The sequence below is a fragment of the Alteromonas gracilis genome (assembly GCF_036870955.2).
Classification (GTDB): domain Bacteria; phylum Pseudomonadota; class Gammaproteobacteria; order Enterobacterales; family Alteromonadaceae; genus Alteromonas; species Alteromonas gracilis_A.
Genome location: NZ_CP145482.2, coordinates 2,446,239 through 2,472,073 on the forward strand (window position 1 = coordinate 2,446,239; position 25,835 = coordinate 2,472,073).

General features: G+C 43.6%; 19 protein-coding genes, 1 other RNA gene and 5 pseudogenes. 15 read left to right on the plus strand and 10 right to left on the minus strand.

Features of this window, described 5'->3' with window-relative positions; all coding sequences use genetic code 11:
* The first annotated feature begins 443 nt into the window (after nucleotides 1–443).
* The 7 genes and pseudogenes from V6N89_RS11855 (at nucleotide 444) to V6N89_RS11885 (ending at nucleotide 6,824) form a co-directional block, all read left to right on the plus strand.
* Entirely contained in the window at nucleotides 444–986 is a 543-nt protein-coding gene (locus V6N89_RS11855; protein ID WP_338517706.1) for an rRNA large subunit pseudouridine synthase E, read from the plus strand.
* A gap of 187 nt (nucleotides 987–1,173) precedes the next feature.
* Entirely contained in the window at nucleotides 1,174–2,283 is a 1,110-nt protein-coding gene (mnmA, locus tag V6N89_RS11860) for a tRNA 2-thiouridine(34) synthase MnmA (protein ID WP_338517707.1), read from the plus strand.
* The gene (gene hflD / locus V6N89_RS11865; RefSeq protein WP_338520264.1) at nucleotides 2,283–2,909 is read left to right on the plus strand and encodes a high frequency lysogenization protein HflD; all 627 of its coding nucleotides are present in this window, start codon (nucleotides 2,283–2,285) and stop codon (nucleotides 2,907–2,909) included. Before mnmA ends, hflD begins: the two co-directional genes overlap by 1 nt.
* 14 nt (nucleotides 2,910–2,923) lie before the next feature.
* A pseudogene (gene purB, locus V6N89_RS11870) lies at nucleotides 2,924–4,293 on the plus strand (adenylosuccinate lyase).
* Nucleotides 4,294–4,383: 90 nt separating this feature from the next.
* Complete coding sequence (locus V6N89_RS11875) at nucleotides 4,384–5,178, plus strand: adenylate/guanylate cyclase domain-containing protein (RefSeq protein ID WP_338517708.1); 795 nt, start codon at nucleotides 4,384–4,386, stop codon at nucleotides 5,176–5,178.
* 149 nt (nucleotides 5,179–5,327) lie between these two features.
* Nucleotides 5,328–6,356, plus strand: a complete 1,029-nt coding sequence (locus tag V6N89_RS11880; RefSeq protein ID WP_346992727.1) for a JmjC domain-containing protein — start codon at nucleotides 5,328–5,330, stop codon at nucleotides 6,354–6,356.
* A 9-nt stretch (nucleotides 6,357–6,365) separates the two neighbouring features.
* On the plus strand, nucleotides 6,366–6,824 hold the full coding sequence (locus tag V6N89_RS11885; protein ID WP_338517710.1) for a GNAT family N-acetyltransferase: 459 nt from the start codon (nucleotides 6,366–6,368) through the stop codon (nucleotides 6,822–6,824).
* Between the two features lie 6 nt (nucleotides 6,825–6,830).
* Here V6N89_RS11885 and V6N89_RS11890 read toward each other — a convergent pair whose 3' ends face one another.
* Complete coding sequence (locus tag V6N89_RS11890) at nucleotides 6,831–7,259, minus strand: DUF4826 family protein (protein WP_338517711.1); 429 nt, start codon at nucleotides 7,257–7,259, stop codon at nucleotides 6,831–6,833.
* Between the two features lie 321 nt (nucleotides 7,260–7,580).
* Between V6N89_RS11890 and V6N89_RS11895 the strand changes: the two genes are divergently transcribed.
* Together V6N89_RS11895 and V6N89_RS11900 are read left to right on the plus strand one after the other, a co-directional pair.
* Nucleotides 7,581–7,796 (plus strand): PGPGW domain-containing protein, encoded by a 216-nt coding sequence (locus V6N89_RS11895; RefSeq protein WP_346992728.1) that lies wholly within the window; start codon nucleotides 7,581–7,583, stop codon nucleotides 7,794–7,796.
* Between the two features lie 166 nt (nucleotides 7,797–7,962).
* Nucleotides 7,963–8,222 (plus strand): annotated as a pseudogene (locus tag V6N89_RS11900) (xanthine dehydrogenase family protein molybdopterin-binding subunit); the annotation flags it as partial.
* Between the two features lie 188 nt (nucleotides 8,223–8,410).
* On the opposite strand, the gene V6N89_RS11905 reads toward V6N89_RS11900, so the two are convergent.
* Together V6N89_RS11905 and ppsA are read right to left on the minus strand one after the other, a co-directional pair.
* Nucleotides 8,411–8,560, minus strand: coding sequence for a hypothetical protein (locus tag V6N89_RS11905; protein WP_338517712.1), 150 nt, complete (start codon nucleotides 8,558–8,560; stop codon nucleotides 8,411–8,413).
* A 251-nt stretch (nucleotides 8,561–8,811) separates the two neighbouring features.
* Nucleotides 8,812–11,186: pseudogene (gene ppsA / locus V6N89_RS11910) on the minus strand (phosphoenolpyruvate synthase).
* 270 nt (nucleotides 11,187–11,456) lie between these two features.
* On the opposite strand from ppsA, the gene ppsR reads away from it, so the two are divergent.
* Entirely contained in the window at nucleotides 11,457–12,269 is an 813-nt protein-coding gene (gene ppsR, locus V6N89_RS11915; RefSeq protein ID WP_338517713.1) for a posphoenolpyruvate synthetase regulatory kinase/phosphorylase PpsR, read from the plus strand.
* On the opposite strand, the gene V6N89_RS11920 is transcribed toward ppsR, so the two are convergent.
* The gene (locus V6N89_RS11920; RefSeq protein ID WP_338517714.1) at nucleotides 12,266–13,108 is read right to left on the minus strand and encodes a tetratricopeptide repeat protein; all 843 of its coding nucleotides are present in this window, start codon (nucleotides 13,106–13,108) and stop codon (nucleotides 12,266–12,268) included. The two genes, ppsR and V6N89_RS11920, sit on opposite strands and share 4 nt — an antisense overlap.
* Nucleotides 13,109–13,385: 277 nt before the next feature.
* Here V6N89_RS11920 and V6N89_RS11925 point away from each other — a divergent pair, with 277 nt between their 5' ends.
* On the plus strand, nucleotides 13,386–14,222 hold the full coding sequence (locus tag V6N89_RS11925) for a hypothetical protein (RefSeq protein ID WP_338517715.1): 837 nt from the start codon (nucleotides 13,386–13,388) through the stop codon (nucleotides 14,220–14,222).
* Nucleotides 14,223–14,228: 6 nt separating this feature from the next.
* On the opposite strand, the gene V6N89_RS11930 is transcribed toward V6N89_RS11925, so the two are convergent.
* Together V6N89_RS11930 and V6N89_RS11935 are read right to left on the minus strand one after the other, a co-directional pair.
* Nucleotides 14,229–16,190: a tetratricopeptide repeat-containing sulfotransferase family protein gene (locus tag V6N89_RS11930; protein ID WP_338517716.1), complete on the minus strand. Its 1,962-nt coding sequence runs from the start codon at nucleotides 16,188–16,190 to the stop codon at nucleotides 14,229–14,231.
* Nucleotides 16,191–16,305: 115 nt separating this feature from the next.
* A pseudogene (locus V6N89_RS11935) lies at nucleotides 16,306–19,009 on the minus strand (TonB-dependent receptor).
* Between the two features lie 319 nt (nucleotides 19,010–19,328).
* Here V6N89_RS11935 and V6N89_RS11940 point away from each other — a divergent pair.
* Together V6N89_RS11940 and V6N89_RS11945 are read left to right on the plus strand one after the other, a co-directional pair.
* Nucleotides 19,329–21,299 carry a BCCT family transporter gene (locus V6N89_RS11940; RefSeq protein WP_338517717.1) on the plus strand — a complete coding sequence of 657 codons (1,971 nt, stop codon included), beginning with the start codon at nucleotides 19,329–19,331 and terminating at the stop codon, nucleotides 21,297–21,299.
* A gap of 29 nt (nucleotides 21,300–21,328) precedes the next feature.
* Nucleotides 21,329–21,808 (plus strand): MarR family winged helix-turn-helix transcriptional regulator, encoded by a 480-nt coding sequence (locus V6N89_RS11945; RefSeq protein ID WP_338517718.1) that lies wholly within the window; start codon nucleotides 21,329–21,331, stop codon nucleotides 21,806–21,808.
* A gap of 118 nt (nucleotides 21,809–21,926) precedes the next feature.
* Here the strand turns inward: V6N89_RS11945 and V6N89_RS11950 are convergent, their stop codons facing one another.
* Nucleotides 21,927–22,274: an RnfH family protein gene (locus V6N89_RS11950; RefSeq protein ID WP_338517719.1), complete on the minus strand. Its 348-nt coding sequence runs from the start codon at nucleotides 22,272–22,274 to the stop codon at nucleotides 21,927–21,929.
* Nucleotides 22,271–22,702, minus strand: a complete 432-nt coding sequence (locus V6N89_RS11955) for a type II toxin-antitoxin system RatA family toxin (protein ID WP_338517720.1) — start codon at nucleotides 22,700–22,702, stop codon at nucleotides 22,271–22,273. Before V6N89_RS11955 ends, V6N89_RS11950 begins: the two co-directional genes overlap by 4 nt.
* 187 nt (nucleotides 22,703–22,889) lie before the next feature.
* Between V6N89_RS11955 and smpB the strand changes: the two are divergent.
* Nucleotides 22,890–23,370, plus strand: a pseudogene (gene smpB, locus V6N89_RS11960) (SsrA-binding protein SmpB).
* Between the two features lie 36 nt (nucleotides 23,371–23,406).
* On the opposite strand, the gene V6N89_RS11965 reads toward smpB, so the two are convergent.
* Nucleotides 23,407–24,630, minus strand: coding sequence for an NADH:flavin oxidoreductase/NADH oxidase family protein (locus V6N89_RS11965; protein ID WP_338517721.1), 1,224 nt, complete (start codon nucleotides 24,628–24,630; stop codon nucleotides 23,407–23,409).
* 130 nt (nucleotides 24,631–24,760) lie between these two features.
* Between V6N89_RS11965 and ssrA the strand changes: the two genes are divergently transcribed.
* Nucleotides 24,761–25,120, plus strand: a transfer-messenger RNA (tmRNA) gene (gene ssrA, locus V6N89_RS11970).
* Nucleotides 25,121–25,324: 204 nt separating this feature from the next.
* Here ssrA and V6N89_RS11975 read toward each other — a convergent pair.
* On the minus strand, nucleotides 25,325–25,693 hold the full coding sequence (locus V6N89_RS11975) for a hypothetical protein (RefSeq protein WP_338517722.1): 369 nt from the start codon (nucleotides 25,691–25,693) through the stop codon (nucleotides 25,325–25,327).
* Nucleotides 25,694–25,835 lie beyond the last annotated feature (142 nt).

Here is a 25,835-nt window from a genome sequence, read left to right on the forward strand (position 1 = left end):
ACCGTTTTAGTCCATTGGGTCGCAACAACTCGCAATATGTTTATACTGCGCCCATAGTCATTGCGATACGTAATTGATGCTTTCCACTAAGTACCGAAAGGATACTTAGCCACTTGCTGATTTCGTCCTCGTACACCACTGAGCTCCATTCTATCGCCACAACACGCCTTTCATGCTCCACACATGAACTCGCATTTCCCTACCGATAACTGCCTAATAAATGTACGAATGCACAGTCTTATCGATTTGACTGCGTTCATTAGTATAGGGTCGAAAGTTTTAGTTACAAGTCATACCATTGTCTTAACATATAAGATCAACGAATTTATCGACTAACTTTGCTAAAACTAAGCAAACGTTCTTTCTTTTTTAGCTCCCGACAAAGTGTCATCCGCGTGTTAAAATAAGCGTGTTTTATAAAACTTTTCACCTCGGTATCATAAATGTCATCAACGTCCACTGTTATTCTTTTCAACAAACCGTATCAAGTCCTTTCACAGTTCACTGATGCAGACGGCAGAGAAACACTCAAAGACTATATTGATGTGCCTGGTGTTTATGCAGCAGGCAGATTAGACAGGGATTCTGAAGGCCTTTTGGTTCTCACCAATGACGGAAAGCTTCAACATAAACTCGCCCACCCCAAAGCGAAAACCAGTAAGACCTATTGGGTACAAGTTGAGGGCATACCAGATGATGCGGCCATAGCCTCTCTCACAAAAGGCGTTGAACTAAAAGATGGGATGACCCGGCCAGCCAAAGTTAAACGTATGGAAACACCTGATGTTTGGGAAAGAAATCCTCCTGTTCGATTTAGACAGTCAATACCGACTAGTTGGCTTTCAATAACCATAAGTGAGGGCAGAAACAGGCAAGTACGCAGAATGACTGCACATGTTGGATACCCCACTCTACGCCTTATTCGTTATCGCGTAGGTAACTGGACCATTGACGGTATAGAAAATGGTAAATACATTTCTATTTAAGAGTTGAGATAACATGTGAATTAACCAGCATAATCTGTTAAAATGCGCGTCCTCAAAAAAGGGTCCTCCTGAAAAACACTCCTTCCGCTATCGTTCCGGTGAGCGAATCGCGCGTGGAGTGACTTGAAAATGTAATTTTGACCCTTACTTTTCAGTTCCTTTTAAATAAATGAGTGTGCAATACGTAGTGAGTGATATCGATTCCAACGCAAGCAAAAAAGTAATCGTCGGTATGTCCGGCGGCGTCGATTCGTCTGTTTCAGCTTACCTGTTACAACAGCAGGGTTATCAGGTTGAAGGGCTTTTCATGAAAAATTGGGAAGAGGACGACAATGATGAATACTGTGCTGCTGCTGAAGATTTAAAAGACGCTCAAGCCGTCGCGGATAAGCTTGGTATTGAACTTCACACTATCAATTTTGCTGCAGAATACTGGGACAACGTATTTGAGTACTTTTTAGAAGAGTACAAAGCGGGTCGCACCCCTAACCCAGATATTATGTGCAATAAAGAAATCAAATTTAAAGCATTTCTAGAGTTTGCTGCTGAAGATTTAGGCGCAGACTATATTGCAACTGGCCATTACGTGCGTAGGCGCGAAGTTGATGGCAAGTGGCAAATGCTGCGCGGTTTAGACAATAACAAAGACCAGAGCTATTTCTTATATACGCTTGGCGAAGAGCATGTTGCAAAAACGCTTTTCCCTGTCGGAGATATTGAGAAGCCGCTAGTGCGCAAAATTGCTGAAGAGCAAGGTCTTATCACGCATGATAAGAAAGACTCAACAGGTATCTGTTTTATCGGCGAACGCAAGTTTAAAGACTTCCTAGCCCGCTACCTTCCTGCTCAGCCTGGCATCATCGAAACAGCTGAAGGTGAGGAAATAGGCCAGCACGAAGGATTGATGTATCACACGTTAGGCCAGCGCAAAGGATTACACATTGGTGGCCTCGCTAAATATGGTGATGATCCTTGGTACGTAGTAGATAAAGATGTAGCGCGCAATGTTCTTATCGTCGGTCAAGGCGCCGACCACCCTCGCCTATATTCAAAAGGTTTAATTGCAAAACAATTACATTGGGTAGACAGAAAAACCCTATCCGAGCCTATGCGCGCGGTAGTGAAAACGCGTTATCGCCAGGCTGACATTCCTTGTACAATTACGCCAACCAGTACTGACACTATTGAAGTTGTCTTTGACGAACCTCAAAAAGCAGTAACACCTGGTCAGTCTGCTGTGTTTTATGCCGATGAGGTGTGTCTAGGTGGTGGTATTATAGAGAGCTATATCCGTTGATGTTAGATTCAGATATTGAAAGCAATTTAGCGCTCGCTGGCGTGTGCCAAGCTGCTGCCCTTGTTCAGCAGCTCGCGCGTCGAGGTACATCGGACAACGAAGCCGTTGAAGCAAGTTTATCGAGTATCTTAGTCACTGATCCAGAAACACCACAGCAAGTTTTTGGAAAATTGGGCAATCTAAAGCTAGGGTATACAACCCTTGCTTCGCAACTTTCCGATAAGCAGGCTACCAAAGACTCGGAACTCACGCGATACGTTGCCAGTATATTGGGTTTAGAGCGCAAACTTGCTAGCAAACCCAAAGCCATGCAAGAGCTCGCTGAACGCATTTCACATGTACAACGGCAGCTCGCTCATATTGATTTCCAAAACCCCCAAATAATATCCTCGCTGGCCAGTATTTACAGCGACATTATCAGCCCCCTCGCCCCTCGTATTCAGGTAGCAGGCAACCCAGACTACCTAAGTCAACCTGCAACACAACATAAAGTGCGCGCTATACTCTTAGCGGGCGTGCGTGCAGCGGTTATGTGGCGACAGATGGGTGGAAAAAGAAGAAACATATTATTTAAACGCAAACACATTCTAAACAGTGCTGTTAAGGCACTACGATTAATAAACTAGTGAGGAGCTTTAAGGTGGAACTGAGTCAGTTAACTGCAATTTCCCCTGTCGACGGTCGATATGCTGGCAAGAGCGTAGAATTACGCAGTATTTTCAGCGAATACGGCTTACTAAAATACCGTGTAGAAGTAGAAGTACGTTGGTTGCAAATGCTTTCTACTAACCCACAAATTGAAGAAGTTCCTGCCTTTTCAGATACATCTAATGCCCTATTAGATAGCATTGTAAGTAATTTCAGCGTTGACGATGCCATGCGCATCAAAGAAATAGAGCGCACAACTAATCACGATGTCAAAGCAGTCGAGTACTTTCTTAAAGAGAAAGTAGCCGATAACAGTGAGTTGTCTGCAGTTAACGAGTTCATCCACTTTGCATGTACCTCTGAAGACATCAACAATCTATCTCACGGTTTAATGCTGCGTGAAGCGCGCGAGACCGTTATTCTTCCTTACTGCGATAAGCTAATTGAAGCGCTTATCGAACTTGCTAAGCGCTATCAAAACGTGCCAATGATGGCGCGTACTCACGGTCAACCTGCTTCACCGACCACGATGGGCAAGGAAATGGCTAACGTCGCTATTCGCCTTAAGCGCCAGCGCAGCCAAATTGCTGGCGTCGAGTTACTCGGTAAAATAAACGGTGCTGTTGGTAACTACAACGCACACCTATCTGCGTATAAAGAAGTAGATTGGCATGGCGTTTCACAAAATTTTGTTACATCTCTTGGTCTGACGTGGAATCCGTTCACAACACAAATTGAACCGCATGACTATATCGCTGAAATGTTCGATGCAATTGCTCGCTTCAACACTATTCTTATCGATTTTGACCGCGATGTGTGGGGCTATATTGCACTAGGTCACTTCAAGCAAAAAACTGTTGCTTAGGTGAAATTGGCTCTTCAACTATGCCTCACAAAGTGAATCCAATTGACTTTGAAAACTCAGAAGGCAACCTTGGCCTTGCCAATGCGATTTTTGACCACCTTGCGGCTAAGCTACCTATTTCACGCTGGCAGCGTGACCTTACAGACTCAACCGTTTTGCGTAATTTGGGCGTAGGTGTTGGCTATGCGGTCATTGCTTATCAAGCAACACTAAAAGGAATTAGCAAGCTTGAAGTAAATGAAAAGAGCCTTCTAGACGAGTTAGATAATAACTGGGAGTTGCTTGCAGAACCCATTCAAACAGTCATGCGCCGTTACGGTATTGAAAAACCATACGAAAAACTGAAAGAGTTAACGCGTGGTAAAAAGGTAAATGCACAAGTTATTGCCGAATTTATTGATAATTTAGACATGCCTGACGCAGCTAAGACTGAGCTAAAAGCACTTTCACCAGCAACTTACATTGGTGATGCAATTAGGCTTGTTGATCAGTTATAAAACCTCATTTGGTTTAATACACTAAAAATGCGGTCATTGAACCGCGTTTTTTTATAGCTATTACAACGTCATCTGCAAAGGATATGCACCATGGTAAAGGAATACTGCAATACAACGCTCCGTGACGCGTTGAGCAATAACAATGAGGGCTTAAGGCAACGAGTACTTTCCTCTACTATTACTCGTCCAAGAAAGCCCTTGCAGCACAGTGATTATCGGCGTGAGCTATTACCTTACTGCGCGGTTATTTTTGCTGATTTATCTGGTTTCCAAACACTGAGTCGGCTTTATGGTGATTACTGTGCCTTTGTGACCATGACTCAGCTTACTGCCTATTTCGAAAAATCAGCCCATGAGTGTGGCGCTCGTATTATAAAAACAAACGGTGACCAACACATTGCAATTTGTCATCAGCCTAAAACAAATACATGCGGGTTGGCAGCCCCTGACTACGCAAATGTTCAAAACGCATTGTTCTACGCCGATGCGATTCACTGTATAAGTAATCAACATGCGATTCTAGGCCCGCTGCAGTTAGGGATGCGAGTTGGTATTGCTTTTGGTGATGTTATTGTTAGTAACTCGCTCTGTACCGAAAAGCAAATAGACATATGGGGTAGCACCGTTAATTTGGCCGCCATGATAGAGCACTACACACAACCTTTTACAACTGCGTTAGATGAACAAGCGTTTGGAGTATTGAGCTGTGCACAGCCTGAGGCATTTATGCCTTGTGAGCTAGATACAAAAATTGGACGCTTTCGCGTTTATTGCCGTCTACAAAAGCCTATTACAAATAGTCTCATTGGTTGTAACGTTACACATGGAGACATGCAATACCAAGCCTTCAAGCAGTTAACTGGAAAATATAGTCCCTATCACTGATAATAAGCGCTTTAATTATTCGCACCTTTGAGACTACATGACTAACTACTATCTTGAGCACTTCGACATAGATCTTTTTCTTCGAGAATATTGGCAACAAAAGCCCGTTGTGCTTAAACGTTTTTTCCCTACATTTGTTGATCCTATTGATGAAAACGACCTTGCTAGGTTTAGCACAAGAAGCTGAAGTCGACGCCCGGATCATTAACAATATCAACGGAAATTGGCATGTGGAACAAGGGCCAATAGAAGACTTTGATAGGCTATGTAAAGGTAAATGGACCTTGCTGGTTCAAGGCGTTGACAAGTACATCCAGGATGTTTCGCCTATACTCGCCCCGTTTTCTTTTATTCCAAACTGGCGACTTGACGATTTAATGGTGAGTTTTGCCACAGAGGGCGCAGGCGTTGGCGCTCACATTGATCAATACGATGTTTTTCTCGTCCAAGGAAAAGGAAAACGACGCTGGCGTGTGGGTATGCCCGGAGAATACAAAGAAACATTCCCACATCCTAAACTACGTCAAATAGAGGGATTTGACGCTGTTATTGATGTAGTTGTTGAACCTGGCGATGTGGTTTATGTTCCTCCAGGTTGGCCGCACGATGGTGAAACAGTAGAAGATAGCTTGACCTACTCGGTTGGCTATCGCGCACCAGACAACCTGCAGCTTGCTGAAAGCCTTGCGATGATGTTAGATAAAGGCGAGCATAATTTCAGATATACAGACCCTCAGCGTACACTACAAAATGCTGCTTATACCGTAACCCCTAACGATGTTGCATCACTCAAGCAACAACTTATTGAAGCAATCAATAGCGAAGGGTTTACTCGAAGTTTACTTGAAGCAATGAGCGAACAAGGAATACCGGAATATCCTCTTGATACCGACGTGTCTCTCGAGCAAATTGCCAATGAATTTGCAGCTGGGATTAGTTTTGCCCCTGCTGCGGGTGTCCGTGCATTAGTGAGTTATGGTAAGCAGGGTTTACCAAGAGCCCTATTTGTTAATGGATCGCAGTTTGAATTCGCCAACAGCGATAGAGAATGGATTGAAGCGCTTGCAAGCGGCGACGTGCTCAATGCTACATCATGCCAAGATGCCCCCTCTTTTACATTTTTAGAAACCTTGACTACACTCATCAATAATGGCTATTGGGAATGGTATGAGGCATAGATATAAACAATGGGGCTCACAGTCATCAGTGTCGACTGGGAAAAGGACAAACATCGACTAAAAGCACTAAGGGAACATGTATTCGTATTAGAGTGGCGGGTACCAGAAGCTAGTGAGTTTGATGAACAGGACGACTCAGCCTGCCATATATTGATTCTGAATGACAATGATGAAGCAATAGCCACTGGACGTTTGACCAAGCGTGGGGAGCTAGGACGAATAGCGGTAAAGCGAAGCCACCGAACCCTGCCAGTATATCGCGCTTTGTTTGCAGCATTGTTGAGTGCTGCTAAACAAAACGACGTTCCAACCGTCAAGGTCATTTGTAACCTTGAAAGTGTATCCTACCATCGCTCGATAGGTTTTATCCCAGATGGACAGGTGTTTATGGATGCTGGCGTACCACGCCAGCGCCTTAAATGCTCTGCAGAGCGGTTTCCGTTACCCGATGTAACACAGTTACACTAACTGGCATTACACCTGTTCTTGAGCAGCCCATAGCTCATCATAACTCTGTATTTTATAAAGCCCTTCTGCACGAGTCTCTAAAAGCGTGGCCAATTCATTGGCTGCTTTGTCCGTAGGAGAACTCGCTCGCAAGTTTGCCGCTTTCATCTGCCACATCATAGAAAAATATTTCATAGCTTCGCGAGCGTTTGGTGCATTGCCCTCAGGCGTAAAGTCAGCTGGAAGATCGCCACTCATGACCCAAAAACGTTTATTGTCTTGTGCTTTGATTTTCCACACCGCAACATAAGGTACAAGGTAGCGACTTTCTGACGCTACAACGCTATCAAATAAAACACCATTCTCTGCAAGGTGTTTGTTAGCACGTTGAAACTGCTCTCTTACCCACTCTGCGCGCTGTTCTTCACTAAGTTGCTGATTTTGAGGTTCTGCCATAAGTATTCTCTTTATTGTTCTTCGTTACTCGCGCACTCTGTGTATTGCGGTAAACAATACGATGATGCACTCGCTTATAGATAAGCTTCTTTGTACTTTATTTCTTTGCGGTGATCTAGAGTAAAACCACACAAGAGCTTCAAACTCGGCGCAAGCGACTATTTATTGACCAATCAGCATTACATTGATTACTTACCATCGTCAGCCTAGTGAGTAGCGAAAGACAAATCGTTACATTTTAATAGTTGGCAAATTTGCAGATATCTTCCATTATGTTAAGACTGGTTGCGTGTGTAATGAACAATTGGGAGAACACCATTTATGCGAACATTACGACTTACATTTGGCGCAATAATGTTACTCAGCGGCATTATATTAACACTGTTGCCGGGCTCAATACTGCTAGTCGTCGGCGGATTGGTGATGCTGAGTTATGATTGGCCTCGTGCCAGAGGCTGGCTTAAGTACAGCCAAAAAACAATGACGACCGGTGCGCGTAAGATTGACCGTTTCTTGTTGTTAAGAAAACTTCGATAGTAAACCTTCTACAACAATGAAAGGCTCTTGTATTGTAGAGTCTTTCCCTTCCCTCTTCTCGCTTGTCGCAGAACTCTTGCTACTAGTCTTAAGTCAATGCGAAAACATAACTCTCGTGTTACGTTAACATCCCCATACTTATAATAATCATACGAAGCCTATAATAGTAACAACAACGGCTATCAGTGATGGCATTACTTTTGATAAAGGCCGAGTTCAACAAAGTAACTTCCACAACTATCGTGTACCAAGAATGAGCGATTCACCATTAGACGTTGAGGTTAAGGTCGTTGAGAGCGATGCCCCACCCGCTGGCGTAGGCGAACCTGCCCCCCTGTCTACGCTCCAGCATTGTGCAATGCTATTTTTGCTGCCTGTGGCAAACGCATCAGGCAGTTACCCATTGGCAACCAGTTGAAAGCGTAATTCGCATTCATCTTAAAGCAAAAATAAAAAAGGAGGCAATAAGCCTCCTTTTTTGTGATGACTAACGTGCCAATAGGTTATTCACATTAGCACTTATCATGTAAGTCGTAATGTAAGTCACAATGTTAACTTTCAATTTAATGACAAGAAATTACAAAAAGAGAAAGATTTAGAGAGTGACAAATACGTTATTCGTAATTGCGTTCCATCCACATGATTTTCATTTTTAGGTCAAGAATTTCTTTTTGTGCATCCGCCAACTGCTCCGCTACAGAAGGCTGCTGCATGTTATGTTCTTCGCTATTTTTTACTGAAACAGTGCTATCGTTGTACGCCATAATAAGTCAACCACGCTAGTTAAAAATTCAATGATCAAAATGTGTAACCCACCCTGAAATATTACACCGATAACAACAAAAAGTCATTGAGCAAAATCGATAATCACTATGTTTTTTATCAATAATGTCGGTAGATGGCGTGATATAAACGTTTATCTCTTTAACATTATGGCTAGGTTATAAACGCTCAAACAAAAAAGAGGCCACCCTGGCCTCTTTTTTAATGAACAACTATCTTGATAGCGCTGTTGTTATCCGTGCTTTTCCGCCAGATATAGCCATGTTTCCACTACGGTATCAGGGTTTAAAGACACTGAATCTATCCCCTCTGCCACTAACCACGCTGCAAAGTCTTCATGGTCTGAAGGACCTTGACCGCAGATGCCAACATATTTGCCACGCTTCTTAGCAGCTTGAATTGCCATTGATAGCAAGGCTTTTACTGCTGCATCACGTTCATCAAACAAATGAGCAATAAGGCCACTATCGCGGTCTAGACCCAGGGTTAATTGCGTTAAGTCATTTGAACCAATCGAGAAACCGTCAAAAATGTCGAGAAATTGATCCGCAAGCAGCGCATTTGAAGGGAGCTCACACATCATGATTATGCGTAGTCCATTCTCACCCTTTTTCAGTCCCTGCTCTTCAAGCAATTCAATGACTCTGCGACCTTCTTCAAGAGTACGCACAAACGGGATCATAATCTCTACATTTGTAAGACCCATTTTATTGCGAACGCGTTTAATTGCTTCACACTCTAGAGCAAAACAATCACGGAAGTCTTCCGAAATGTAACGGCTTGCACCACGGAAACCTAGCATTGGGTTTTCTTCGTCAGGCTCGTATTGATAGCCGCCAACTAAGTTAAAGTACTCGTTGGACTTAAAGTCTGACATGCGAACGATGACTTTCTCTGGTGAAAACGCAGCACCGATAGTCGAAATTCCCTCGACGAGTTTTTCAATGTAAAACTCCGTTGGAGACGCATAACCCGCAATCATATCTGTGATTTCTTCTTTCAACTCTTCTGGCTGACTGTCGAAATTCAGTAAGGCTTTTGGATGCACCCCAATCATTCGGTTAATGATAAATTCTAAGCGCGCTAAACCAACGCCCGCATTTGGTAATCTCGCGAAATCAAATGCACGGTCTGGGTTACCGACGTTCATCATGACTTTTAGCGGTAGGTCTGGCATAGAGTCGATGCGTGACGTCACAACATCAAAATCAAGCTCATCACCATAGATATAACCAGTGTCACCTTCAGCACAAGACACGGTAATCTTGTCGCCTGTAGTAATGCTATCAGTGGCATTTCCACAACCCACAACGGCTGGGATACCAAGCTCGCGTGCAATAATTGCCGCGTGGCAAGTACGGCCGCCGCGATTAGTCACAATCGCTGACGCCTTTTTCATGATTGGCTCCCAATCAGGGTCCGTCATATCAGTGACAAGTACATCGCCAGCTTGAATTTTGTCCATCTCTTCAATGGAGCCTAATACCTTGGCAACGCCCGCACCAATTTTATGACCAATAGCGCGACCTTCCACAACAATGTTGCTCTGGCCTTTTAGCTGAAAACGCTCAATACTTTGCGAGTCTTCGCGGCTGCGCACAGTCTCTGGACGCGCTTGAACAATGTAAAGCTTTCCGTCGACACCATCTTTTGCCCACTCAATGTCCATAGGACGCTTATAGTGGCTTTCAATGATTTGAGCCTGCTTTGCCAGCTCCATCACTTCTTCGTCGGTTAGAGAAAACGTTTTGCTGTCGGCGACATCGATATCGACAATAGACACTTGCTTTCCGTGCGACTCATCATCAGAGTAAATCATCTTAGTCAGCTTACTGCCCAAATTACGACGAACAATCGCTGGCAAACCTTTGTCTAGGGTCGGTTTGTGAACGTAGAATTCATCAGGGTTTACCGCACCCTGTACTACCATTTCACCTAATCCATATGAGCTGGTGATAAAGACGACATCTTCAAAACCTGATTCAGTGTCGATGGTAAACATTACACCCGATGATGCAATGTCACTTCTGACCATGCGTTGTATACTAAGCAGACAAAGCTACACCCTTGTGGTCGTAGCCTTGGTGAACACGGTAAGAAATTGCGCGGTCGTTAAAGAGTGAAGCAAACACGTGCTTTATTGCCACTAGGACAGCGTCATAGCCTTTTACATTAAGGAATGTTTCTTGTTGACTAAGCAAAAGATGCATCCGGCATGTCTTCGGCCGTAGCTGAAGAGCGAACAGCGAATGATGCTTCATCGCCAGCATCCCCTTGCAGAGTAACAAAAGCCTCTTTAATGGCTTCTTCTAGATTCGCTTGGAATGGCGTATCGATGATCCACTGGCGGATATTCTTTCCCGCTTCTGCTAAGGCATTGACGTCGTCAACGTCCAGTGCGTCTAGCACATCGTGAATCTTTGCTTCTAGGCCGCTTTGTTCTAGAAACTCGTTAAATGCTTCGGCGGTGGTTGCAAAGCCACCTGGCACCTGCACACCGGCGTTAGCCAGGTTTGAAATCATCTCGCCTAATGATGCATTTTTGCCGCCAACGCGACCCACATCATGCATGCCCAGTTCTTGATACCAAAGTACGTATTCTTGCACAGCCCAAGCCTCCAGCTTTTTTTATGTGTAGGGTATGAGGTATGTCTCGCGTTTTGTCTTTTTTAGCGCGAAACACATCAATTTTTGTCGACCAGTGGTAAATAACCACGTTCGGATTGTCCATTACGTTTGACAGCTAAGTATAGCTAAATACTGCCAATCACAAGAACCATGTAGCTTTTCGACGAAATCATCTTAGAATGGGGAAATTCAGAAAGTAAACTCTTTATTACTTTTGTAATAAAATTACAACAATGTTAAGGATATGTTGTGCGTACAGCTTTTTATATTTCAGATGGTACAGCCATAACTGCAGAGGTCTTTGGCCACGCCCTGCTTTCATTATTCCCCGTTTCATTCAATCACAATACCATTCCCTTTGTTGAAACTGAGGAACAAGCGCACAGAGTTCTTGAACAAATTTCTGAAAGTTTTCAAGACACCGGAGAAAGGCCGCTCGTTTTTTATACAATTGTGAATGTAGATATTCGCAAAATTATCGCAAAATCAGTGGGTATCAATTATAACTTCCTCGACCAGTTTGTGGCGCCACTAGAAAAAGTTCTGGGTGTGCCTTCAAAACCAGAAAAGCATCGAACGCATAGTATTCATGAAACAACGTATGACATCCGTATTGAGGCGGTAAACTATGCGCTGGCAAACGATGATGGCTCAAACCTTAAAGACTATGATGAAGCCGACATTATTCTAACCGGAGTCTCACGCTCGGGTAAAACGCCAACGAGTCTTTATCTTGCGCTTCAATATGGCATAAAAGCGGCAAACTATCCGTTTACAGAAGAAGATATGGGAGACATGCTTAAACTCCCGCCTGCATTGCGTCGCTTTAAGCCCAAGTTATTCGGTCTTACTATCGCAGCAGATAGGCTACATCAAATACGTTCAGAGCGCCGTGCAAATAGTAAATACGCGTCGCTACCGCAATGTAGGATGGAGTTAAGAGAAGTAGAGAATTTGTATCGCAAAGAAAAAATACCCTTCCTAAATAGCACTAAATATTCTATTGAAGAAATATCTGCAAAAATTTTGGCGGAAACAGGGCTAAAACGTCGTAAGTACTAATTTGATTCCTGTGTCATTGATGTCGCATTTACACGAGTTGAAAGCTCGCGTAATCGCTTAAATTCACTGGCAGGTAAGTGGTTAAGATCGGCTTTGCTTAGCCATTCCCTAGCGCCAGCAATGTCATTTTGCATGTGAGATATTTCAGCAAGACGTAAATGCAAAATACTTATTCGAACAGCGTCAGAAGAAGAGATTGCTAACGACAAACCTTGTATGAAAGCCTCTTTTGCCTGGGCAATCTTTCCGATGTTTCGCAGTGCGACGCCATAATTATTGAACGCAACACCAATTTGCTGCTTATCATCAAGCTGCTTTGCCCACTCAAGTGAAGACAGTCGATATTCAACATGCTTTTCGTAATTATCGGTGCGATAGGCTATATGGCCTAGCTCAGCAAAAACTTCGCGATAGAACGCTGGATCACTGTATTCATACTCAACAAGCCCTGCGACGAATGCTTCCGCTTGGGCTAATCTGTTCAAGGCAACCAGTAAATTTAGGACTTCTAATGCTGTCTGTTGCGCTGGTTTAGCCTCGTATTGCTTGGAGTACCCCTCAAGCGCCAATTCGAATGATTGTGCCGCTTCATCATTTCTACCGCGGATTACTAACCATTTACCAAGCAGTTTTGAAATAAGAGGCTCATAAGAGGATGGAACATCGGTACTATTAATCCACGGTCGTAATGCCGCATACAACTCATCTTCCTGATGAAACTCGAACAACCACGTTAATCGCGTTGCTTCTAGTTCCCACCAAGATTCACTACCGACATCGTGTTTACTTTGTGCAGTATTTAACAACGCAAGGCATGAACTGGGGGTTTTATCACACAAGGTGTCGAACGCTTGAGCGTATGTAAATGGCGAAGTAGAAAATAACGTACAACAAACCAAGCACATTGCGAGTGCTTTTGCATTAGGGGCGCGCAGAGAATCAACAGAGAAAAACAAAATTACTGATATGAGTTAAGGTTGGTTGTACTTTTACTAGTATAACGCACCAGCATGTAGAATCGCTATTGTTATCAGCAACAGTGGCCTTTTCTTTGACAAGGTTGAGGTTATGCTATTCTATAGTTAAAGATTATCGTATAAAGCAAGGTTGCGATATATGAAGTTCGTTCGAAGCATTCAGCTTGTAGCAACCCTTTTCATTTTCTGTTTTTCACTGAGCCCAATAGGTTCAGCAGCAACGCTATTTACTCCAGGCCCAGACAAATCAAACGACAGAACACACGCATTTTTTCACGAGCTACTTACACAGATTGTTGGCGATAAATATGTAATAGCAAGTCGACCGCATCAAACGCAAAACCGTTCTATTGGGCTGTTAGCGACAAAAGCTTACTATGACGTTATCTGGACAGCAGAGAGCTCAGAGCGTGACGAAACCATGCTACGCATAGACTTTCCGATTTTTAGAGGCGCGCTAGGTATACGAGGCAGTATTATTCGCAAAGACTATGAGCCCTATTTCAACGCCATTACATCTATAGACGAATTTAAGCAAGTAAGGCTATGTCAGGGCCACAACTGGCCAGATGCAGACATTTTAGAATACTCAGGGTTTCTTGTTTATCGCGCAGTACATTTTGAATCTATGCTAGAGATGGTTTCGAGAGAACGCTGTGATGCCATCGCACTTAGCATTTTTGAAGGCTACGGTGAAATGGAAGCCTTTGAAGCAAAGTATAGCGAGTTGACGTTCAGTACGTCTGTGCTACTTATCTACCCCCAGTCTTATTACTTTTACGTCAAAAAAGAAAACAGTGCCCTCGCATTATTGTTAGAAGAGCGGCTCCGTCTACACCATCTATCGGGCGACTACGACTATTTATTGTCTAGCCACCCTCTCACAAGAGATGCTTTTCCTTTGAGTAAATATGACACTGCTTCTAAGATCATCGTGCAGCCAGGCAACGCTTTTTTTGATGACAACGACAAGTAAGTGACATTAGGACACTGTTTCTATTAATGATGTAAGGAAACGTTCATAGGGTTTCCATTGAGCCATGCCCGACTTGTATATTGGCTGTCGTACCTGTTCTGAACTGGGCGTTTTAATAACGCGTTTTGTTTTATAAAAATCGAGACACTGTGGTTCAAATTCTAGTCCACAAAACGTCAACATTCGTCTTACTTGCCCTTCCAGATCTTCAAGCACATCCTCATGTTGAACCGTTAAAATGTCACCCTCAAGTACATCATACCAATGACTCATCAAGACGCAGTAGGCGTTGTAGTAACGACCAATATCTGACAGCCCGTAGCTAAACTCCTGCCCTTCACCAAACAATTGCTTGAAGCCACTAAAGCAACAGTCCATGGGGGCACGCCTAGCGTCAATAATTTTTGCTCGCGGTAATATCTTTTTAATCAATCCAATATGGATGAAATTATTGGGCATTTTATCAATAAAAAACGGCGCACCGCGTCGATACGCCTGAGTCTGCGCCAAATAGCGCTCGCCTAGGCTTTTAAGTGCATCATCATCTAGTTCATTAACATTAAATGGATAGGCGGTTTGCCCATGGCTTAACGACGACGCAATACCTAAAATATCGTGCAGTTCCATAGTACCGTCGACAAGAGAATGTGACGCTAATATCTGCTCAAGTAAGGTCGACCCAGCACGTGGCAAGCCAACAATAAAGATAGGATCAGGGGCTTGGCACCCCTTCGAGGCGTCAAAACTCTTTGGGGTAAATGCTTTTTGCTGTGCGGCAAGTGCAGCTTCTGTGCGAGAGATGTCAAAGTTCAATGTACGCTTTTTAAGCCCATTACCTTTTTCGTAGTAATCAAAAGATGTTTTCGCATCGCCCGCATCTTCAAAGCCCTTACCTAGCGCAAAGCACAAGTGAATAACATCATCTAGCTTGGTAGCCTCATTACTTACATAGCGCTGCATTTCAGTAAGCATACTCTCATCAAAACGGTAGGTTTTGGTATTAGCCAGACTCCAATAGGCGTCGCCAAAGTCTTTGGCAAAGGCAATAGCCTGCTGGTAAGCGTTAACAGCGCTCTCTAAGTTACCTTTTGCTTTGAATGCATGGCCTAACGCCACCCATATTGCAGGCCTATCTTGATTTTCTTCAAGAAGCGCATTGTAAATAGTAATAGCATCGTCAATCTCACCCACGCCTACTAAAGCATGTGCTAGACCCACTTTGACCGTGAAACTGTCAGGGCTTTGTGCTAAACGATGGCGTGCAACCTCAACAGCGCGAGGAAACTTGCCCAACTTAGCTAACAAGCTTTGATAAGCAGCCGCGGCACGGTCATTATCTGGATAGAGCGCTACACAACTTTCTAGCAAAAACTCAGCATCGCCATACACCTTAAGCTGTACACCAATTTCTGCAAGCAACATCATGCCTTCTGGATGATGCTTATTGTCTTTAAGGAACGCCCTACACACTTGCTCGGCTTTGTGAAGTTGCCCTTCATGCATAAGGTCAGTGGCTCCTAGAATAGGCTTAGGTAGCGCTTTTAAAAAGTCGATTTGTTGCTGACACAGCAGCAAGGCTTGTTCTTGATTGTCTGCGATGTAAATACGCTCAAGTTGCTGCCATGCGCTCAATAATGCAGGGTTAAAGCGGGTTGCTTGATAAAACCCATGAGCAGATTTTTTCTTATCAGAGTTAGCATAGCAATACCCCAACTCCTGAAACGCGCGACCATAGTCTGGGAAACGTTCAATGAGTTGATTAAGCGATATAATTGCCTCTTGAATTTTTCCCATTAGCCTGTGAGCGACAGACCTTAGATACATGGCTTCCCGAACCGTATCGTTAACCATTTTATGCCCAGGCTCGATGTTGATAATGTCGTTACACAGACTAATAGCGGCTTGATGTTGAGACTGCATGAGCAGTGTTTTGGCTTTTTGAAGCTGTTGTTGTTCTTGTTGGTTCATTGACGTCTTAACTAATTGCTACACGTGAAAATAATAAACGGCAAACTCAAAGAGTTCGCCGTTTATTATTAGATAACGATTTAACGGCGTTATAAAACGCCGCCATGCGCTGCTTTTAATAGTAGTCGTACGAGAATCTGAACCCTATGGTTCGTGGTCTATTAGTAACGACTTTCGGCGTAAACTGCTGCGTATCAATATTGAGAATGGCGCGTTCGTCAAACACGTTATCAATATACAGCTCGGCTTTCCACACATCGTTAGTAACACCAATGGCAAGATTTGCCAACACATAAGACTCTTGGACATAGCGGCCACCCCGGAAGGTATCACCGTTTGAAGCGGCGTAGGTTACCCCCTCGTAAACTGCAGCTTCTTGTTGAATCTTCAATCCAGACCCTGTGCCATAAATCAGCTGTGTAGCGTCTTCCATTACAAAGGCGTCCATGACCATTCCAGCCAAGCGATCATAGGTATAACTAACAGAGCCATTAACATATCCGCGTTTGTCACCTTCCATTTCGAAGAAATAACGCGCATTAATGTTGCCAGAAAACTCAGCAGAATAAGGTAGTTCGGAGCCTACACCTGCAGCAATACCTTCTAGCTCAGAATTAATTCGAGTTAATTCTGTATCCAAAATACTAAACGCTGCATTGATCACCAAATCGTCGGTGGCTAACCACGTCATATCCGCATCAATACCTTTAATTTCAGCGTCGCCAACGTTATCGGTGAACACCAAGAAAGAAATATTTGTTGGGTCAAAACGAGACGTTTGAAGATCTTCAATTTCGGAATAATACGCCGTGGCATTCACGCGAACCTGTCCATCGAAGAAATCGCCCTTAAGACCAAGCTCATAGTTGTCTAAGGTATCAGTGGTGGAATAAACAGGAATACGGAAGTTTTCAAACTTACCCGACTGATTTGTTGCTAAGCCACCACCAACGCGGTTTGTAACAGGTGGACGGAAGCCCTCTGAATAGTTGGCAAACAATAATACATCATCTGTTGCTTTCCAATCGATGGAGAACTTAAAGATGGTATCGTCTACAGTAAGAACGCCATTATCGTCAAGCAAGTCAACTTCAAGCTGACCACTTTGAATTGCCGCAGCAACAGCATCAGGGTCTAGGCCCACAGCGGCAAGTTCGTCAGGGTCTAGAGTACCAAAAGCGCGAATTCGACGAGTTACGTCTACGGTCGAAGTAGAGCCAACGTAAATATCATCAATTTCGTACCAACGTGCGCCTATACTGGCCGTCAGTCGGTCGGTGATGTCGTATTCGAACTGACCAAATACGGCAATTTGTTCGATTGTGTGCGTTATGTCATTGATAAAGCTAACTTCTGAAGGGAACGGCCCACCGTTACTGTTTATACCTTCATTGCCCACTAGTGTGCGCTGCAAATTGTCAAAGCCAAATGTCGTCATTTCGGTATTGGCAATTTTGAACTGCCCCACTGTGGCTATTTCTTGTTCATCATAGAACAAGCCTGCTGTTACGCGCCAAGGCGTATCCATGGTTGTATTAAAACGAATCTCGTGTGTATTACGCGTGGTAGAGGTATCTTCGCTGTAGAACTTGGTAGGGTCTAAGCAACGTTCGTCTGCTGTATTTTCAGGCGTGTCGTAGTGATTACACACGTAGTATGCTGAGAACAAGCCACCGTTCGTGTAGCTAGGTGTAATCGGCAAGTGTGTCAATCTCTCTATCTAAATAGCCACCCGTATAAACAATATCGAGTTTTTCTAATCGGCCTTCTAACGTCCACGTAGTAAGGCCAAATTCGTCTTTGTTTTCCTCTTGTTGGAATCGGATTGCTGAACTTTCACCTTCCAACGTTGGGTCATATGCAAATACACCCTCGGTATCAAGCGTTTGCTGCGTGTGCTGAACAAGCAACTCCCAATCGTCATTGATAAGGTATGAGAGCCCGAAACGCGCACCTGAATAGGTCGCATCGTTAAAATCTTCTTCAACCAATGCATCGTTTTGCGGTGAAACAACTGCCGCTTCGGTGTTTGAAGTAATATTAGGGTTGGTGATGCGATTTGCGTCCATGCCAACAGGGTCAGCAAGAGGCCCACCCGAAATGCGGTCTATTACGACGGCACTTCCAATATAACCACCCTCGCCTGGCACATTGCGCACATTATCAATCCAGCCACCTTGCTTGTCGTTATACGCTGCAACACGAACGGCAAGATTGTCGGTAAGTGGCATATTGAAATAGGCTTCTACCGCATTACTCATTTCACCGTCTTTCGTAAAGCCAATGTTGGTATCAAAACCTGCGGCAAAACTTAAGTGATCTGGCTTATTGGTAATTAAGCGTATAGTACCAGCCTGAGAGCTTGCACCAAATAACGTACCTTGAGGTCCAGGCAATACCTCGACACGCTGCACGTCAGTGGCATATACGTCTAAATTTCGACTTACCATAGACACGGGCATTTCATCAAGATAGAACGCAACCGAAGGCTGTAGCGCTTGAACTGACGACAGCATAATATTTGATTGTGTGGTAGCAGCACCGCGAATATAAATTTCGTTTTGTCCAGGGCCTGTACCTTGGAACACGACGTTAGGAAGGAATTCTACATAGTCTTGAAAGTTATCAATACCTAAATTTTCAAGCGCTTTGCCATTTAACGCTGTAACGGCCACAGGCACATCTTGAATAGATTCTGCACGTTTTGTTGCAGTAACCTCGATATTTTCAAACTTTGCAGCGGTTTCGTTTTCCTGTGCTAAAAGAGAAGAAGACGCCAATGCAGCGACAATTGCACAGCTAAGCTGAGTTTTTCGCATTTCGTGTGTTTCCTTTGTTTGGATTTTTATTCTTTGGACAGTATTTACTCAAAATACATATCGAAAGGATCATATATAACGATACACCAAGGAAAAATAATTTCTACTCTAACGGTTAATAATTAAACTAATTGGCGAAATTAGATAAAATAACAATGGATATTAATTATTTACTTTGACAACAAACACAAAAAATACGCAGCACGATTCATTAAACAAACATCACTAATAATTTCATCTGATATTTAATAAAACTGCACCTTAAGGTATATTGCAACGTAGAAGTAGCTGTTTTGAAAAATGGAAGGAAATATTCTGCGTGAATGAGAATCAAAGTACGTCGCCGCTTAATAAACCCGTATTTATTACGTCATCAACGCTAATATTGTGTTTGCTTTTGTTCGCTGCGAGCGCACCCGATGCAGCTAATGCTATCTTCCAAAAACTCCAAAATGCCATTGTGACGAACGGAAGCTGGTTTTATGTGCTTACCGTTGCCGTGATTGTATTATTCGTTGTCTTTTTAGGCGTGTCTCGATATGGCGAGATAAAGTTGGGCCCCGATCACGCAGCACCGGAATTTGGCTTTGCTACGTGGCTAAGCATGTTATTCGCGGCGGGAATGGGTATTGGGCTCATGTTTTTTGGTGTCGCCGAGCCATTAATGCATTTCTTAGCGCCCCCAACTGCCCAGGCTGAAAGTGTTGACGCTGTTCGAGAAGCAATGAAAACGACCTTCTTTCATTGGGGAGTACATGCATGGGCTATTTATGCTGTTGTGGCATTAATTCTTGGCTATTTTGCTTATAGACAAAACTTACCGTTAACACTTCGTTCAGCACTCTACCCGCTTATTGGCGATAAGATATATGGGTGGCCAGGCCATATAGTCGACATCTTTGCAGTTACCTCGACAGTATTTGGCGTTTCTACTTCATTAGGCTTTGGCGCATCGCAAGTTAATGCAGGCTTTAACTATTTATTTGGCTTGCCTTCAAACACGGCGGTGCAAATAGCCATCATGGCAGGCGTTGTAGGTCTTGCTGTGATTTCTGTGACAACAGGTCTTGAAAAAGGCATTCGACGTTTGTCAGAAACCAATATGATTTTGGCAATTCTCTTACTGTTGATTGTGTTGGTATTGGGCCCCACGGTCTTCCTCTTGCAAGCCTTTATGCAAAACACAGGGGCATATTTATCTGACCTTGTTCGAAACACCTTTAATTTATTCGCGTATGAGAAAACAGATTGGCTTGGTGGCTGGACCATTTTTTATTGGGGCTGGTGGCTAGCATGGGCGCCTTTTGTTGGTTTATTTATAGCGCGTATCTCATATGGTCGAACCATAAGGGAATTTGTGCTTGGTGTTTTGCTTATTCCTTCTGCTTTTACTCTGTTCTGGATGACCGTGTTTGGTAACGGCGCCATTGATCAAGTGCTAGTACAAGGCAAAGATGTACTTGCGAACATGGTTAATGAGGACACATCCGTAGCGCTATTTGTTTTCCTAGAGCAATTTCCATTCTCTTCAGTACTTAGTTTTATCGCCGTACTGATGGTCATTGTATTCTTTGTCACCTCATGTGATTCTGGCGCGATGGTTGTCGACATGCTGTGTTCGCACGGAAAGAATGATACGCCGCTGTGGCAGCGCGTGTATTGGGCGGTTGGCGTTGGTGTTGTCAGTTCTGTTCTGCTTTATGCGGGAGGACTTGGTGCACTTCAAACCATGACTATCGCTGCCGCATTACCTTTCGCCATAGTATTACTTATTGCAATATCCGGGTTGTTGAAAGCCTTACGTGTAGAGGCGTACAAACGGGAGAGTTTGCAAGTGCTAGCGGGTACACCACAGCATAGTGACGCGGACAAGAATTGGAAAGAACGGCTTGAGAACATCGTTACATTTCCAGATGAGAAAGCCGTTAAACGTTACATTAACAAGGTGGTAAAAGCAGCGGTATCTGAAGTGGGTGAAGAGTTCAAGGCACAACAGTTTAGTGTTGAAATAAGTGAAGAAGACGAAGCGTTAATACTTACCGTCAGCTTAGGGAATGACCCGGATTTCGTTTATGCCGTTTACCCTGTACCCACAGAGCAGCCTGAATTTGGTCCAAGTGAAACACAAGCACTAGACGAAAACGAAAAGGCCACGTACTATCGCGCCGAAGTGCACCTCAGTGAAGGCGGCCAAAATTATGATATTATGGGTTGGTCAAAGATATCAGTGATAAATGATGTGATAGACCATTATCATAAACATCAACACTTTATTCATTTGCTCAAGTAGCTACGCGCTACGCATTTGTTGGAATTAAGATGCGAAAAGAAGAAGAACTATTAGTGGCATTGCGACGTGTTATTCGCGCCGTAGACCTACGCAGTAAGCAACTAAGCAAGCATGTCGGGCTTACTGGTCCTCAGCTGCTTGTGATGCAAAACATTGAAGAACGCCCAGGTATTATGGTGCGAGAAATTGCAGAGAACATTAATTTAAGCCCTGCAACGGTTACCAACATTCTTGACCGTTTAGAATCTAGAGACCTTGCTACGCGTATACGAAGTACTCAAGACAAACGTAAAGTGGGTGTATTTCTAACTGAGCGTGGTAAGGAAGCCGTCGTCGATGCGCCGCGTCCTCTACAGGAGCACTTTGTTGAGCGTTTCTCACAGCTAAAAGAGTGGGAACAAAGCCAAATGGTGGCAACTGTTCAGCGAATTGCCAGCATGATGGACGCTGAAGACATTGATGCGTCTCCGTTTTTGGAGCTGGGCAGCATTTCTGAAAAAACAGTATGAACACAAATGGTACGTAGATAGCACCATTAGTCTTATGCACTTGGATAAGAAAGCAAACTTACTACCAACAAAAAACGGCCTTTCGGCCGTTTTTTAGTTTTAAACAGTTGGTAATCAGCTAAGACTTTGCTTTAAGCGGGTTTAACTTTCCCCCTGTGACCTTATCTGCACGCCCCTCTTCTTTCGCCTTTTCAGCACGACGTTTTCTTATCTCTTTAGGGTCGGCGATAAGTGGGCGGTAAATTTCAATACGATCACCATCGATTAGCGTGTCGCGAAGTTTAACCACGCGACTCCAAATACCTACCTTCGTGGCCGTCAAATCGATTTCAGGAAATTGCTCAACTATATTGGAGGCTGCAATGGCTTCTTCTACCGTTGCACCTGCTTTAATTGCAATATCAACAATCGCTTGCTTGGTAGGCGTGGCATACGCAACTTCAACGTTAATGAGTGGTGAACTCATGCGTAAACACTCCTTGCACGTTCAGTGAATGCGGCAACCATGCTACTCGCTAGGCTATTAAACACTTTACCAAAGGCCATTTCAGCAAGTTTGTTGGTAAACTCAAACTCAAGATTAAGCTCAATTTTACACGCATCTTCCGACAAGGCTGAAAATGTCCAACCGCCTGTTAAAGAACGAAACGGACCATCTACCAGCTGCATATTAATTTTTTGCCCTGGTACTAATTCATTATGTGTTGTGAACCATTGCTTTATTCCAGCTTTTGCCACCAACAAAGACGCCTTCATGCTTTGTGCTGAAGAGTCTAAAATTTTACTATCAGTACAACCGGGTAAAAATTCGGGGTAAGACGCAACATCGTTAACTAAGTTAAACATGGCTTCTGCACTGTGAGCAACCAGTGCACTTCTATGAATACTTGGCATTTATTCCACTAAACTAATAACTCTTGTACAGCATTGTATCACAGAAAAATTAGCTCGCTTCTATTCGCTTTCTCATATTCGCCCTCATTATGGAATTTAACGATTCATTAGAAAAAGCGCTTTGCAGAAACGAAATTGTGCGTAGCACATAAAGACATTTCTTCACACTATCAGTATAATAGCGACTATGAAAAAGAATAAAGCCAACAAAAACACCACCGGTAATATCGCGCTCAATAAAAAAGCGCGCCATGATTATTTTCTCGAAGATAAGTTTGAAGCTGGACTAGAGCTTCAAGGGTGGGAAATAAAAAGTATTCGTTCTGGTAAAGTAAACATTACCGACGCCTACATCATTATTCAAAATGCCGAGGCCTATTTGGTAGGCTGTCGCATTAGTCCGCTTAACCAAGCATCTACCCATGTGGTTGCGGCTCCAGAGCGCGCTCGTAAGCTTCTGCTTAATAAGCGAGAGATTGACTTGATTGATGGGGGCACGTGACCGTCAAGGTTACTCAATTGTCGCCACTTCCATGTACTGGAAAAAGTGCTGGGTGAAACTTGAAATTCACTTAGCGAAAGGTAAGCACGCTCACGACAAGCGCGATACGCTCAAAGACAAAGATTGGCAGCGCCAGAAAGAAAGAATGATGAAACACAGCGTTTAACGCTGTGTTTTCTTTCCCCTCATAAGCGCCAGGTTGTTACCCCACGTCCCGTTTTGTCATTTTCTTGCGATGCAGCATATCTAAAATTAAGCTCCACAGAGGAGATGGATTGCGCAACGTTGTTAGGTTATTGCCCAGACGCCTAAGTTGTCGCCTTACCATCGCCATATTCGCCAAGCTTGCTAACGATTTATCTTTCCAGCTACAGTGTGGGATCGTTCCTGAATAAGTCCATTCCTGTTGCCACTTTTTAGCTAAGTCAGGCGTTATTGCCAAAGCACTTGCTAAACCAACCAGTACGCAGCCTTGTTCGATAACGCGTTCGGCCACTTCTGCACGCTTAATGCCGCCTGTCGTCATTAACGGAATATCCGTTTTGCTTTCAAGTACCCGCGCAAATTCAAGAAAATACGCTTCGCGCGCAAGCGTCGTATCATCTCGAGTCTGCCCTTGCATGGCAGGCGCTTCGTAGCTACCGCCTGACAATTCGATAATATCAACACCCAACGCTTCTAAACGGTTAACCACTTCACACGCATCATCAAAAGAAAAACCATTTTTTTGGAAATCGGCAGAATTCAGTTTTACCATCACGATGAAGTCTTTTGCACATACAGCGCGAATTTGACTCACTATATTGATAAGTAAACGGGCACGGTTAATGATAGAGCCCCCCCACTCATCTTGACGCTGATTGGTTAAAGGTGATAGGAACTGCGTGAGTAAGTAACCATGTGCGGCATGAATTTCAACGCCATCAAAACCTGCGAGCTCGGCTTGTTTTGCTGTTTCAACGAATCTCTTGCATACATCGTGAATGTCCTGACATGTCATTTCTCTTGGGTTAGCGAACAACTTAGAATGCTTACCCATATCAAGGGGAACCGCTGAAGGCGCAATGGCTTTACTCTGCATTGCTTTAAATACTTGCCTTCCAGGGTGATTTAATTGCAATACCGCCAGTGCACCATTCGACTTAATAATTTTTGCCCACTTAATGAACGGCGCTAAGTCAGAGTCTTTATCTAGTGCTACCCCACCTGGCCCGGTCATAGCACTTTTATCTACCATCACATTACCTGTGATCACCATGCCTAAATTGCCATGAGCCCAATACCGATACAATGAATACAACGACTCACCCGGCACGTTGCCCAGGCTAGACATGTTCTCTTCCATAGCAGCTTTCACTAGGCGATTACGCACAGTCACGCCACATGGCAAGGTATAGGGAGAATACAAAATAGAATCTGAAGACATTTACACAACAAGCCTTATTAAGATGCCGTGTACTTTAATCGTTATTGCGCATAAATGCATCTTTTGAAAGCAATTTATAAAAGAAACGTTTAACAAAAATTGAGTTGTGTTATAATCCGCTTTCACACTCGGGGCTGATTAGGATTCGACAGGATCTAGGAAGCCGGAGGTGCATGCAGAGGTGCGGTTTGCCTCTTTAAAAAGCCGCATTTAAATAGTCGCAAACGACGAAACTTACGCACTAGCCGCTTAATAACCGGTATAGGCCCTTCCACCCTAGTCTTCTCCTGCTAGCGGGGATTCGGAAGGTCATCCAAGTAGGATAGCGAGGGAACCTTGTCTGAGGGTGAACCGCGAAACAGTATCAGGCCAGCTGCAAGGAAATCCTGTTTGTCGGAGTTCCAAGCAGTTAAATAAATGACAAACTAAGCATGTAGTACCAAAGGTAGACATTTTCTGGACGCGGGTTCAAATCCCGCCAGCTCCACCAATTCAAGAAAATAAGACGTCCTATGACGTCTTTTTTTGTGTCCACAATAGATGAAAGTTATTAGTTTTGCGCATATTTAACGGTCATTGGCACTCAGTGGCCGTAAAAGTAAAAACTAACAAATCATATTTTTCACACTTGAACATCTGAAAATTACGAACAGCTATGCTACCAAAGCTGTTCGTCACAAACTTCGACTCTTCATTAAATAAATGTATTGGACTGTAGCGATTCTTGCGGGTCGTCCGCTAGAGTAATAATTTCTTTCATCTTTGCATATGCTGCGTAGCGAGACTGAATCAACATAGCGTCTTCACGGTGTATACCTTGTTTAATATTCCACTCAATCGCAACTCTTTCGAGTACTTCCAAAGGTTCCAATGCATTTTTTTGTTGAACGGTTTCGGCATGTGATAAGTTGCAAGTACCGCAACTGACTGAATAGGAGTATTGGTTGCAGATCCATCCTCCACTCTTGTAAAAAACTGGCTTATTACCACACTGTTTACATCTTCCGACAAATATCGTGTCTAATTCGAAATAGTCATACGCTGTTTGTTGGTTTTCACTCATTATTTAGCACTCCTTGCACTTATGCATATTCCTGTCTGATTATCTACTGAGTTATAGACATTACGATAAACACCAGCTGTTTTTCTAGTAAAAATTAATGCACACATACCAATGTGTTGACAATAATTAGACCGCTTTTCAT